Here is an 11534-nt window from a genome sequence, read left to right on the forward strand (position 1 = left end):
GGACTACTGGATATGGGCGATCATGTCTGTGAATGAAGCAAAAGCTCGAAACTCAGCATCAATCTCTTCTCTGGTCCTGGCCCATGTAGCGATGTCCAGTCCGCCGCAATCATGGTCAATGTGATAAATCGCTCCGAATGCGTCAGCATCAAGGCACATGCAAAGTGGATCCCCGCCGTCAGTATATGCTATCGGTAGCATGGGAATAGGGATCCTAACCTCCTCTATCGATCCGGTCACAAGCGAGTAGCCAAGCAAGAGTCGTCGGTCAAGGTCTTCAAGGCCAAGAATGTGCGAGAGACATACCACGGAGTCATCGTCAGTGGACACCTCAAACTCGGCCTCTCCGCCGCTGCATCGCTCGAGGAAATCCCTATAGTCGGAAGGTAGGGTGTGCCCAACCTGCTGTTCAAACCAACGAATGTCGGAAGGGGTCAACACTGATCGTGTCTGTTCAATAGCCGCTACGAAATCATCAACGATCATGGTGTGAGGCGTTGTTGGTTGGGCGAACAATTCAGATAGGAAACACTTCTGTCGGTTTGCCTGCACCTTTATAGCCAACAAAAGTGTCGGAAAAGTACGGGGTGGCCTGCTTCATAATGTGGGTTTAGCCGCAAATAGCGGAATAGGGAAACAAAAACGCCGAATAACATCCCGTATTTGGCTATTGGAGTATGAAAAATAACACGCAGTTGTCGGGAGACGGCTTCGTGGAGTCAATTCGTCTTCGACTTGCTGCCGGCTTTGCTGGTCGCTGCTTTGGCTGCACTTTGGCTCTCGCCGGATTTGCTGGTCTGTGGCGTGGCGGTTGTCGGTGGAGTTGCGGTCGATGACGACGAGGCTGCAGGTGAGGACGTCGCATTGGCCGGTGGCGCGGTTTGGGCTGGTGTTCCAGTGGCTGGCGGGGAAGAGCCATCCGCAGCGGGTGTGGTCGTAGCAGGCGGTTCGGGTTTCTTGAACGGATCTTCCCAAGTATGCAGGACGTAGCCGGCACCGATGCCGCCGACTTCGCCGATCAAGGCGGCGCATTTTTCCTTCCACTTCGCGAGATCAGGCGCTGAACGCTTTTCCTCGGCCGTGCCAGGGAAGATGAGGTAGGTTACCTTGAGATCGCTTTCCGGGCGGATGTAAGGCGTGGACTTGGGATTGATGGTCTTGGCCATGAGGAGCGAGGCTTCGCCCATCTTGAAGCTGGGGCCGTAGTCGCCGCAGATGGCGGGGTAGATTTTGCCCTCGTGGATGACGGCGGCGTAGTCGCCGATCTGCGGGGTGAACTTGTTTTGATCAGCGTAGCCGCGGAACAGCAGTGAGATCACAATGAAGGGATCTTTTTCAGCGATCAGGCTGCTGCGGGCTTTCATTTCCCCGACCTCGACCTTGAGCGTGCTGATGAGCGAGCTGAGTTCGCGATTGCGCGAAGCCGGGAGTCCTTTGACGGCATACTCGTCCTGGGCCTTTTTCAGCCGTTCCTCCCACTTGGCGAGCAGCGGGTTGGGATTCTTCGTGGTCTTGGGCCAGGCGTAGCTGGTGAAGGGCTGGTAGTAGTCGGAGAGATAGATGTACTCGGAAAGCGTGGGCATGCGGTCGCCGTCGGACCCGTCAGCGACGACATCCATCTCGGATTGAATCAGCAGGGCGCGCCGCTGGGTGGCGGGGTGGGTGAGTTCGAGGATGGTCTCGGTGTCGTAGAAATTGTGACGGTCGAGGATTCTGTTGAGTCGTGTGAGGTCGTTCTGCACACGATTGGTTTTGTTCTCGTAGAGCTTGTAGTAGAAGCCGGAGACCTTTGCGGCAGGCAGCATGGCATCAAGCCCGGGCAGGATGGCCGGGAGGTGCTTGTTGATGCGTGAGAGTTCCACCGCGGTCTGGTTTGCCTTCGGCACGCGGATGCTGAGCTGGAATTCGGCCTTGTAGGACTCTGGATCGAGACGCTCGAGACTGGCGAAACTGCCCTGCTCGGTGAGCAGGTTGGTTTTGACGGTGATGCCGTTGAAGAGTGTGGCGACGTCGATGTCTTTGCGCGGAATGTATTTCTCCGGAAGAGGGGGCTGCACTTCGCGGATGACTTCCTTGGTCACCTCTTTGACGACGGGGACCTCCTTGATCACATCGTGCATCACATCACGCGTGATGACGCGCTCCTTGGTGGTGCGGGCGGATTCGACGATGTCCTGGATGCCTCGTTTGATCTTGCCAGCGAAGGGGGTGAAAGGGAGCAGCAGTCCGGTGAGGATGATGAGCAGGAACAACACTCTGGCGGCAGAGCTGAAGCAGCCCCGCTTCTGACGTGGCTGCCACGAGGCGGGCGGCGGATCGTTCTCGACGGGGGTGTCAGGTTCCAAAGACATGCGCGTGAGAAGGTTGAACGGTGTTCGGGTTAAGTGGCGGACGCGTCATCCTTCTTCAAGCCGGCCTTCTTTGAGGATGAGCCTGCGATCTCCGCGTTTTGCGAGGTTTTGATCATGCGTGACAACAACGAGCGTCTTTTTGGCCTCGTTGACGACCTGCATGAGCATGTCGATGACGCCGCTGCCAGTGCTGGCATCGAGGTTGCCGGTGGGTTCGTCGGCGTAGATGATGCCGGGGTTGTTGATGAGCGCGCGGGCAATGGCCACACGTTGCTGCTCGCCGCCGGAGAGTTCAGTGGGCAGGTGCTGGAGACGTTCGCTGAGGCCCACCTTGTCGAGCAGTTCGCGGGCGCGTTCCTCGGCCTTACGACCGCCGATCATGGCCGGCAGCACCACGTTTTCGAGGGCCGTCAGTTCCGGCAGCAGAAAGTAGTGCTGGAAGACGAAACCCATGACCTGATTGCGGGTGCGGGCACGCTCGGCCGCGGCTGCTTGATAGAGCGAACGGCCGTGCACGAGCACATCACCGGAGGTCGGTTGTTCGAGGCCACCGAGCACATAGAGCAGCGTCGTTTTGCCAGCGCCTGACTGCCCACACAGGAAAACCTTTTCACCGGCGGCGACTTCGATGTTCACACCACGCAGCACGGGCAGATCATGCCCCCCGAGGTGATAGGTGCGATGCACATCATGTGCGGCGAGTGGTGCGGCTTCCTGGCTCATGAGAATGAATGTTTGTACGCTCCGCAGATGCTCCGCGACGTCAAGGTGTGATGCCCGCCTGTGTGCGCTGCCTGAGCGCCTCGTACATCACGATGCCAGCCGCCGTCGCGAGATTCAGACTACGCGTTTCCTGCATCGGGATGCACAGACACTTTTCCTGTTCGATCACTGAAGGCGGGATCCCGCGCGTTTCAGGCCCGAACACGAGATAGACGTTCGGAGACGTAAGGTCGGCCGACCAGTAGGTTTGATTCCCCTGACATTCGACAAAGAAGACGGAGTCACCGGCCTCCATCGTTGTGTTCAAGTCGTCCCAGGTGTTCCAGACACGCACATCCACTTTTGGCCAGTAGTCCAGCCCCGCACGTTTCAAGTGCCTGTCCTCGAGGCTGAAGCCAAGAGGTTTGATCAAATGGAGACGTGCTCCAGTGGCGAGGCAGAGGCGGCCGATGGCTCCCGTGTTGTGCGGAATCTCCGGCTGAAACAGAACCACGTTCAGCATGGAGGGTCAGTTCTTGAAAACAAAAAATTTCCGACACACGAAATTCACCATCACGGAAGCAACCACGAGGGACCCCTGTGCCACAATGGTGTTGATGCCGAACTTGTGAATCAAATACGGCCCTGCCGCCAGCCCCACCACAAAACCGAGTGTGCTGACCAGGGTAAAATAGAGAAACTCCTTCACCCGGTGATGCCGTCCTGGCGTGAAGACCCATAGAGAATTGGTGATGTAGGCAAATGCGTTGCTGAACAGAAAGGCAATCGCGTTGTTGTAGGTGGTGTTCAGCGCTCGAACATCCTGCGGGATCGCGCTGTCGATCGCAGGGTAGAGCCACACGGAGCAGCCCCCCCAGATCAACTGGTGAACGATGAGCGCTCCTACACCGCAAATCCCATATTTGATAAACTGGATGAGGGGATGCGTGTCCCGCGCATTCATGCGCGCAAGGATCGTCCTCCAGTTGTTCTGACGGAAAAACAGAAGAGCCTCACCGATTTTTGAAGTCATCGTGTGAGGCTCTCCGGGGATGGGCTGTCTGCAAGCAGCAGATGGTATCAATAGTAGTGGTAGTTGCCGTACCGGTCGTAGTAGCCCTGCTGCTGCTGTTGCTGTGGGTGCCAGTTGCCGTTCCGATCATAGTAACCCTGCTGATAGCGGCCGTTGCTTTGATCCTTGGCATTGCCCAAGGCGTTGCCACCTAGAGCGCCGAGGCCGGCGCCAATGGCGGCACCTTCGAGTCCGCGACCGCTTTGATTGCCAATGATGCCGCCAACGGCGGCACCACCCAAAGCGCCCAGCACGGAACCGGTCTGAGCGTTAGGACCAGAGGCGCAGGAAACCAACGTGACGGCAGAGAGAAGCGTGAGGAGAGTGTTTTTCATAATTCACGATCAATGTGATGAACAAATTTGGTGGATTAGTAGTAACGACGCTGCTGGCGGTCCTTGGCGTTGCCAATGGCGTTCCCGCCTGCCGCGCCGAGCGCACCACCGATCAGGGCGCCTTCGAGGCCTCGACCGCTTTGATTGCCGATGATGCCACCTACCGCCGCGCCGCCAAGTCCGCCGATGACCGCGCCGCGCTGGGCGTTGGGGCCGGTGGCACAGGATGAAAACGACAGGGTGGAGAGGGTGAGGATGGAGAGGAGGATGTGTTTCATAGTCGTAGTTAGCTTACTCAAGCGATTTGCTTTGTCGCAAAATAGTCCCGCTTTGTTCACAAAGAAACCCAAATTCCTGCCGAACTGGAACTCGCAGTCCCCAGTGGGGCGGGTTGCAACTGATCCGTCACCAGCCGGTGGGTTTCTTTATTTGACGGGCATTCTGCCAGCGGTTACAAACCTTGCCGCCTTCTGACTCTCATATTTCTATGCAAGTTCGCTTTTTCATACGCTGCCTTCTGGCTGTTTCTCTTTTGGGTCTGACCGCTTCGCCGGTCAAAGCGGAGCAACTGCCGCTCGATCACCCTTGCGCCGCGATGGTGAAAAAGTACCTGACCGCCGTGGTCATGCAGGACTGGAAGACAGCGTCCATGATGCTCGTCCCTTCTTCACTGGAGCGTCGTCAGCGCGAGACGGTCAACATCATCAAGTCTGCGCCCACCATGACCGATGAAGAGGCGATGCTGGCTGGCTACAACGTCAAGGGAGTGGGTGATTTGGAAAAGATGACTCCTCAGGAGTTTTATCAGGTGGATCGCGAAGCTTGGCACAAAAAGCTCAAACTCACCCCAGAGGCCACACAGCGGAAGCAGGAGACCCTCAAAATCACCGTGCTGGGCCTCGTCGAGGAGAAAGACAAAGGCTATGTGCATGCCACCGTGCGCACCTCGCAGGAAACGCTCACGGACAAAATCGAAGAGCTGTTCCTCATCTCCTTCATTCCTGATCCTACCGATCCCAAGAATTACCTTATCTCGCCCGAGATGAAGGATCGTCCGGTCATCACACCGTTGGACGGCTCGGCTCCCAAGGAGAAGTAAATCTCAGAGCATCGCCCTGAGCTCTGGTATCCGCACTTTGCCAAGCTCACTGCGCGGAATGGATCGCAGCAAGCGTGTTTCTTCAATGTGCTCAAAAGGCCTCAACTTATGGTTGAGGCCTTTTCGCAGTTGCTCGGCAACTGCGGCATTCATGCAGCTCACGGCCAGCACCAGCCTGCTTTCCTTGCGTGCGTCCGGGACATCACAGACGGCCGCGTCGCCCTCGACTGAACCAAGTTGAAGTCGCAACGCATCGATTCGCTCTTGGATCGGTCCTAGGGACACCAGTTCTCCGAGAATCTTTACCGTGTTGGCCTCCCGGCCCACAAAGTATAAATGGCAGTTTCCTGCTTTCCTCTGTAAAACCACGCGATCACGCGTTCGCAGTCCTGTTTCGGGTGAGATGGGTTCCCAGAGCCAAGTTCTGCTCTCTTGAAATGCATATCCGCGGGCGAGTGCCTCACCACGCACGGTGAGAATGCCGTCTTCATCTGTATTGAGCTGCCATATCGGCAGCACCTCCATTTCCCCCCTGCTCGCCGATTGCGAAGCCACCTGTGAACCTGTTTCGGTCATGCCATACGTCCGCCGCACCGGCCAGCCGAGCTGCAAAGCCGATTCCTCAATATCCGGACTCAGCGCGCCACCGCCCACGAGCACGATGCGAATGGACTTCGGTGCTTTTAGTTTCGCTGCGACGATGTCAAACACCTGCGTCGGCACCAAGGAGGCGAGTGTCGCGCCGACGTTTTCGCATTGGCGCACAAAAACAGCGGCATCCCACTTGCCTCCCAGTCGCGTAACCGAGCTTCCGCCGACAAACGCACGTGCGAGGATGCCGAATCCTCCAACATGGTAAATCGGCAGCGCCAGCAGCCAGTGATCACGTTCGGTGATTCCGTAGTGCGCGTTCACAGTGCGTGCGGAGATCAGCAGCTGCTCCTTCGTCAATGCCACCCACTTGCGCTTTCCCTCCGTGCCGCTGGTTTGGAACAGGCACCATCCCTGTTCGCCAAATTCCCGTTCCAAAAACACCTGCAGGCCTTCCGCGCTTTCACCGGGAGCCAGCGCCACATGGGTCTCCATGCTTTCCCAGAACTCTCTGATCAGAAACGCTTCCATTGCATCGAGAGCTACGTTTTCAACCCAGCTTTCGCCACGGCAAAGACTCCAAAACCTCGCCAAATCCCAGTCCGCCGCCGCTGCGGTCGGCCTCCAAAAAGCCGCCGTGTGAGCGCACGCGCTCGAAGAATTCGTCTTTCTCGAAGAGATGCTCCGTACACAGTCCGCAAAAATCGAGAGGACGACATTCCGCCAGTGCAACGGCGGCTTCGTAGGCCGCGAACATCTGGCCGAGTGCATGATCCATCGCCGAAGTCAGCACGAGTGGCTGTTGCGGGTGTTTTTCAGCAACGAGACGCCAGTCACGTCGGCCGGGTTTTACCACGACGGCATCAAAGCCGTGCGTTCCACTCTTCCAGCCCTTGTCGAGCGCCAGTTTCACACCCCAGCGTTGGCGAACGGCCTCCCAGTCATCCGCGTCATACGGAAACGGATCCTCCACGAAATCCAGTGCGCGATAAACACGCAGCGGCATGAACTCGATGAACTTCTCGAATGTCAGCCTGTCGAGCACGCCGTTGAAATCCACGCGTAAGCGTACGCCCTGCGTCTCGAATCGCTTCGCACAGCCTTCGAGAAAGCGGATCGTCTCGCCGTAGTTCGCAAAACCCTTCGCCTTGATCGCCGGCCAGCCCTCCTCCATCACGCGTTGCATCTGCGGCTCCGTGTCCGTGGCAAAACTCCAGGAGTAGTGGCTGCGCGGAATTTCCAGCTCTTCGAACAAGCTCACTCCTGCACGTCGTGCCGCGCCGTCGATCTCAGCGCAGCGCAGCGCCATCGCTGTAACGGGTGTCGTGATGCCTTCACCGAGCAGACGAAGCTGTTCTTCGACCGGTGCGTCGCCAAACTCAGGCCAGGGATGCACGCAGCCGTAGCCGCCATCCACACAGATCAATGCGCCTGCGAACACGCGGCGTTGTGATACCGCGTTCAGTGCCACGCCGCTGCGCAGCAGGTATTCATGAACATAAATGGGCGTGCTCACGGCATTACGTCCTTCGCTTTGACGATCGCCCAGCACATCAGCCCCGCGAAAGCGAGAAGCTGCGCTCCGCTCATTGCCAGCAGACGGTTGTGACCGCGGCTGGGTGGTTCGATGATGACACGCCATGCCACAAACAAGCCGATGGGCAGCGTGATGAGCGGCAGCGTGAAAGCGCGTGGCCAGCCCTGCTGAAACCAGTAGACTCCCGCTGCATGTGCGGCGAGGACCAGTGTCACGATTTCCACTCGTGCAAATCCAACACCGAGGCGCACCGCGAGCGTCTTTTTGCCGGTCTGGCGGTCCTCTTCGACATCGCGCAGATTGTTGATGGCGATCAGGACGGTGCTCAGGCAGCCGATTTGGAATCCGGCGACGACGGCCGCTTCATACCACTCGCCGGTCTGCACAAACGCCGCGCCTGTCACGGCCACGAAACCGAAGAACAGGATTACAAACAGCTCGCCCAGCCCGCGATACGCCAGCGGCATCGGTCCGCCTGTGTAACCGAAACAGAAATACAGCGATGGCAGGCCGATGAACAGAATCGGCAGTCCTCGCGCCTCGAACAACGGCAACGCCAGCAGCGTTGCCACTGCGAGCATCAGCCACGCCGCGATGTTGACTGCCTTCGCCGAAGCCGCACCGCTCGCCGTGATGCGTCGCGGTCCGATGCGCGCGTGCGTGTCCGCGCCTTTGAGAGAATCGAGAGCGTCGTTGAAGAAGTTTGTCGCGATCTGCAGCGCACCGCAGCTTCCCAGCGTGCACAGCGCCAGCGACCAGTCGAATTTACCCGAGATTTTCGCCGCCAGCGCACAACCGACCACCACAGGCGCGATCGCGGCCCCGAGCGTTTTCGGACGTGCGGCGGCGATCCAGTCGAAAATTGATGCCATGTGAGCGCATCAAAGACGAGGGCTCGCGTCAGCGCAAGCATCGCCACACGGAGCGCGAGTATGGCTTTAGCCTACTCGCCATTTTTTGGGCGATTGGCGACGCTGGGATGAAAAAGAGGCGAGTGGTCTTCGACACACTCGCGCTCAGTCATTTCGGCATCTCCACCTGGCCGTTGGACATCATGTAGGCGATGAGGTTCTTGACGTTCTCGTCTCCCAGAGCGGCCAGCAGACCTTCGGGCATCAGGGAAACCGGCAACTGCTCCTGTTTCACGATCTGCGCGCGCTCGATCACGAGACGCTCGGCCGGAGTTTGCACGGTCAGGGTGCGTTCGGTCTGCTCGGGGATCACGCCGGTGATCGTGCGGCCGTCCTTGAGGTTGAGCACGCTCACGCGGTAGTCGGCGGGGACGACGGCGCTCGGATCGAGAATGTTTTCAAGAAGGTATTTCAGGTTGTGGCGGTCGCTGCCGGTGAGTTCGGGGCCGATGGCACCGCCCTGGCCGTACATCTTGTGGCAGGCGCTGCACGCAGCGGTGAAGATCATGCGGCCTTGGGACGCATTGGCCTTCGCCAGAGTTTCCTTGCTCAACAGGGCTTCAAACTTCGCGAACTCGGCCTTCTTCGCCTCGGGTGTGTCGCGGATTTCACCCCAGACCTGCGTCAGCAGCTCGTTGACAGCCGGATCGTTTAGGCTGCGAATCTGCCGCGCCTGGAAGGGCGAGATCGCCGATGCGGGCACCTTGCCTGCCTTCACGGCTTCGAGCAGCACTTTGGCATAGCTGGCGCGCGAGGTCAGCGTGGCAACCGTGGCGGCCTGCTGCTCCTCGCTGCGCACCGGCCATGCGTTGGTGAGCTGCTTCGCAATGCTCGGATCGTCGTAGGCTGCCAGCGCGCTGCGTGCCGCCGTGCCGAGCACCTTGTCGTTGATCAGGCTGCGGATGACCGACAGCAGTTCGGGTTTGGCATTGCGGGTGAGGCCGGCGAAGGCGTTCGTGCGGGCGTTGGCGTCGCCGTCGTTGTTTTTGACGATGGCGATGAGTTCATCCGTCGCACGACCGCTGCCGAAGACGACGGAGAGGTTGCGGCCGATGGTTTTGAATTCCTCGCTGGCGTTCGTGTCGAGCGCCTTGGCCACTTCGTCCCAGCCTTTCGGCTTCTTGGCGCCGCTGAAGCCGTCGAGACCGGCGGCGAGGCCGCGCATCACATCTTCACGCGCATTCGCGTCGCTGACGACCAGCGCCACGAGCGCATCGACGGCCTCGGGCTTCGCTTCGATCATCTCGGCGATCCGACGCGCCACGAGGCGGCGCACGGTGGGGATCTTCGCCTCGCGGATGAGCTCCACGCCATTCATCGGGTCCGCCGCCACCGCCGGCTCGATGCCATACCAGATCATGAGCGGCTGCTGCCGGTCGTTCGCGTCTTCCTCATGCTTCGCCAACGCCGTCGCGATGGGCCAGCGGGCCTCGAGCGGAAGACGCTGAAGCGCGGAAGCGAGGTGGAGGCGGACGAGGCCATCTTTGCTTTGAGCATCCTCAACGATGCTGGTGCGGCGTCCTTTTTCTTGATAGCCTCGCTCAAAGAGTTGTTGGTCAGCAACTCGCTTCCACCAGTTGTTTTTTCCTTCATAAAACTTGGCCAATTCCTCATCCTTCATCGCCGCCACGTTGATCGGCTCCGACTTCTTCGGCTCCCCATACACGATCTTGTAAATCCGCCCGCTGGTGCGGTGGATGCCGTCGCTGTCGTGGCATTCGCCGCTGTCGCTCCAGTCGGAGACGATGACATTGCCGTCGGGGCAGGTGAGGAGGTCGATGCCGCGGAACCATTTGTCCTTGGCCTTCATGAAGTCGGGCGCATGCTTGCCGACGTAGCCGCAGCCCTGGCGCTCCAGCTTGTCCACGTTGATGCGGTTGCCGTGCAGGTTGCAGGTGAGGACGGCGCCCTCGTATTCCTTCGGCCAGAGGCCGCCCTGATAGATGAGCATGCCCACGTGCGCGTGGCCGCCGCCGAGTTCGTCGGTCTTGCCGGTGACGCCGAGCTTGCGGATGTCGCTCCAGCTCTCCGCGCCGGTGTCCCAGTGAAAATGATCGGCGGTCTGCTCGATGATTTCATAGACGTGCGGATTGAGATGCGTGCCGAACATGCGGCGGTAATACGCGCCGGGGATGGCATGCCAGAGGTGGCCGATGACGGTGTTGATGAAGAAGAGCTCGCCGTCCGCGTTCCAATCGTGGCCCCAGGAGTTCGTGCCGCCGTGGCAGACGACTTCGAAGACCTTCCGTGTCGGGTGATAGCGCCAGATGCCGCAGTTGATCTTGGTGCGCTTCTCCAGCGGTGTGCCGGGCGCGCCGACGGCGGAGGTGTCGGTGATGCCGTGGCGGCCGTAGAGCCAGCCATCCGGGCCCCAGCGCAGGCCGTTGACGATGTTGTGGCCGATGGTCTTCACGTTGAAGCCGTCGAGCAGCACCTCGGGATCGCCATCGGGCACGTCGTCGCCGTTTTTGTCGGCGATGAAGCTCAGCGTGCCGTTGTGCAGCACCCACACGCCGCCGTAGCCGATCTCGACGCTGGTGAGGTAGCTGCCACCTTCCCAGAAGACCTTCCGGCCGTCGTGTTTGCCGTCGTTGTCCTTGTCCTCGAGGATGATGATGCGATCACGCAGCTTCGTGTCCCAGCGCATGGGGTTCTCGGCGTAGGTGTAGTTTTCCGCGACCCACAGGCGGCCCTTCGCATCCCAGTTCATCGTGATCGGCTGCTGCACATCGGGTTCGGCGGCAAAGACGACGCATTTGAATCCCGGTGGCAGTTCCATGCTGGCGGCGGCTTCTTCCGCTGGCATCGGATCACCCTTCTCGGTGTTGAAGATAGCCGGGAATTCGTCCGCCAGCGATGCGACAGTTGAAAAGGACAAGAATGACAGAAAGGCGGCGCGACGTATGCTCATAAAGTGGGACTTTCTCAAACGCCCG

12 protein-coding genes are annotated in these 11534 nt (G+C 59.3%); 1 reads left to right on the plus strand and 11 read right to left on the minus strand.

All coding sequences use genetic code 11. The annotated features are described in order from the left end of the window. Positions 1 to 3: 3 nt before the first annotated feature. The 7 genes from KDL09_RS07865 to KDL09_RS07895 form a co-directional block, all read right to left on the minus strand. Positions 4 to 486, minus strand: a complete 483-nt coding sequence (locus KDL09_RS07865) for an SMI1/KNR4 family protein (RefSeq protein ID WP_294383554.1) — start codon at positions 484 to 486, stop codon at positions 4 to 6. Between the two features lie 233 nt (positions 487 to 719). Next, positions 720 to 2351, minus strand: a complete 1632-nt coding sequence (locus tag KDL09_RS07870; protein ID WP_294383557.1) for a glycoside hydrolase family 75 protein — start codon at positions 2349 to 2351, stop codon at positions 720 to 722. 45 nt (positions 2352 to 2396) lie between these two features. After that, positions 2397 to 3074, minus strand: a complete 678-nt coding sequence (locus KDL09_RS07875) for an ABC transporter ATP-binding protein (RefSeq protein WP_294383566.1) — start codon at positions 3072 to 3074, stop codon at positions 2397 to 2399. Between the two features lie 40 nt (positions 3075 to 3114). After that, positions 3115 to 3576 carry a tRNA (cytidine(34)-2'-O)-methyltransferase gene (locus tag KDL09_RS07880; RefSeq protein WP_294383570.1) on the minus strand — a complete coding sequence of 154 codons (462 nt, stop codon included), beginning with the start codon at positions 3574 to 3576 and terminating at the stop codon, positions 3115 to 3117. Between the two features lie 6 nt (positions 3577 to 3582). Further along, positions 3583 to 4086 carry a GtrA family protein gene (locus tag KDL09_RS07885; RefSeq protein WP_294383573.1) on the minus strand — a complete coding sequence of 168 codons (504 nt, stop codon included), beginning with the start codon at positions 4084 to 4086 and terminating at the stop codon, positions 3583 to 3585. 47 nt (positions 4087 to 4133) lie between these two features. Next, entirely contained in the window at positions 4134 to 4460 is a 327-nt protein-coding gene (locus KDL09_RS07890) for a glycine zipper domain-containing protein (protein ID WP_294383576.1), read from the minus strand. A 35-nt stretch (positions 4461 to 4495) separates the two neighbouring features. After that, the gene (locus tag KDL09_RS07895) at positions 4496 to 4738 is read right to left on the minus strand and encodes a glycine zipper domain-containing protein (RefSeq protein WP_294383582.1); all 243 of its coding nucleotides are present in this window, start codon (positions 4736 to 4738) and stop codon (positions 4496 to 4498) included. 209 nt (positions 4739 to 4947) lie between these two features. Here KDL09_RS07895 and KDL09_RS07900 point away from each other — a divergent pair, with 209 nt between their 5' ends. Further along, positions 4948 to 5559: a hypothetical protein gene (locus KDL09_RS07900; RefSeq protein WP_294383588.1), complete on the plus strand. Its 612-nt coding sequence runs from the start codon at positions 4948 to 4950 to the stop codon at positions 5557 to 5559. Between the two features lie 3 nt (positions 5560 to 5562). Here KDL09_RS07900 and KDL09_RS07905 read toward each other — a convergent pair whose 3' ends face one another. The 4 genes from KDL09_RS07905 to KDL09_RS07920 all read right to left on the minus strand — a co-directional run bounded on the left by KDL09_RS07905 (position 5563) and on the right by KDL09_RS07920 (position 11476). After that, entirely contained in the window at positions 5563 to 6681 is a 1119-nt protein-coding gene (locus KDL09_RS07905) for an AMP-binding protein (protein ID WP_294383591.1), read from the minus strand. Positions 6682 to 6700: 19 nt separating this feature from the next. Further along, positions 6701 to 7666: an enolase C-terminal domain-like protein gene (locus KDL09_RS07910; RefSeq protein WP_294383594.1), complete on the minus strand. Its 966-nt coding sequence runs from the start codon at positions 7664 to 7666 to the stop codon at positions 6701 to 6703. Further along, complete coding sequence (menA, locus tag KDL09_RS07915) at positions 7663 to 8559, minus strand: 1,4-dihydroxy-2-naphthoate octaprenyltransferase (RefSeq protein ID WP_294383601.1); 897 nt, start codon at positions 8557 to 8559, stop codon at positions 7663 to 7665. The genes KDL09_RS07910 and menA overlap by 4 nt, the downstream gene beginning before the upstream one ends. Positions 8560 to 8707: 148 nt before the next feature. Then, positions 8708 to 11476: a PVC-type heme-binding CxxCH protein gene (locus tag KDL09_RS07920; RefSeq protein WP_294383604.1), complete on the minus strand. Its 2769-nt coding sequence runs from the start codon at positions 11474 to 11476 to the stop codon at positions 8708 to 8710. Positions 11477 to 11534 lie beyond the last annotated feature (58 nt).

It is taken from the genome of Prosthecobacter sp. (assembly GCF_020439865.1).
Lineage (GTDB): Bacteria > Verrucomicrobiota > Verrucomicrobiia > Verrucomicrobiales > Verrucomicrobiaceae > Prosthecobacter.

Excerpts from the sequence above, each read along its gene's own strand:
- KDL09_RS07865 (WP_294383554.1), bottom strand. The coding sequence starts at position 486 with ATGATCGTTGATGATTTCGTAGCGGCTATTGAACAGACACGATCAGTG.
- KDL09_RS07870 (WP_294383557.1), bottom strand. The coding sequence starts at position 2,351 with ATGTCTTTGGAACCTGACACCCCCGTCGAGAACGATCCGCCGCCCGCC.
- KDL09_RS07875 (WP_294383566.1), bottom strand. The coding sequence starts at position 3,074 with ATGAGCCAGGAAGCCGCACCACTCGCCGCACATGATGTGCATCGCACC.
- KDL09_RS07880 (WP_294383570.1), bottom strand. The coding sequence starts at position 3,576 with ATGCTGAACGTGGTTCTGTTTCAGCCGGAGATTCCGCACAACACGGGA.
- KDL09_RS07885 (WP_294383573.1), bottom strand. The coding sequence starts at position 4,086 with ATGACTTCAAAAATCGGTGAGGCTCTTCTGTTTTTCCGTCAGAACAAC.
- KDL09_RS07890 (WP_294383576.1), bottom strand. The coding sequence starts at position 4,460 with ATGAAAAACACTCTCCTCACGCTTCTCTCTGCCGTCACGTTGGTTTCC.
- KDL09_RS07895 (WP_294383582.1), bottom strand. The coding sequence starts at position 4,738 with ATGAAACACATCCTCCTCTCCATCCTCACCCTCTCCACCCTGTCGTTT.
- KDL09_RS07900 (WP_294383588.1), top strand. The coding sequence starts at position 4,948 with ATGCAAGTTCGCTTTTTCATACGCTGCCTTCTGGCTGTTTCTCTTTTG.
- KDL09_RS07905 (WP_294383591.1), bottom strand. The coding sequence starts at position 6,681 with ATGGAAGCGTTTCTGATCAGAGAGTTCTGGGAAAGCATGGAGACCCAT.
- menA (WP_294383601.1), bottom strand. The coding sequence starts at position 8,559 with ATGGCATCAATTTTCGACTGGATCGCCGCCGCACGTCCGAAAACGCTC.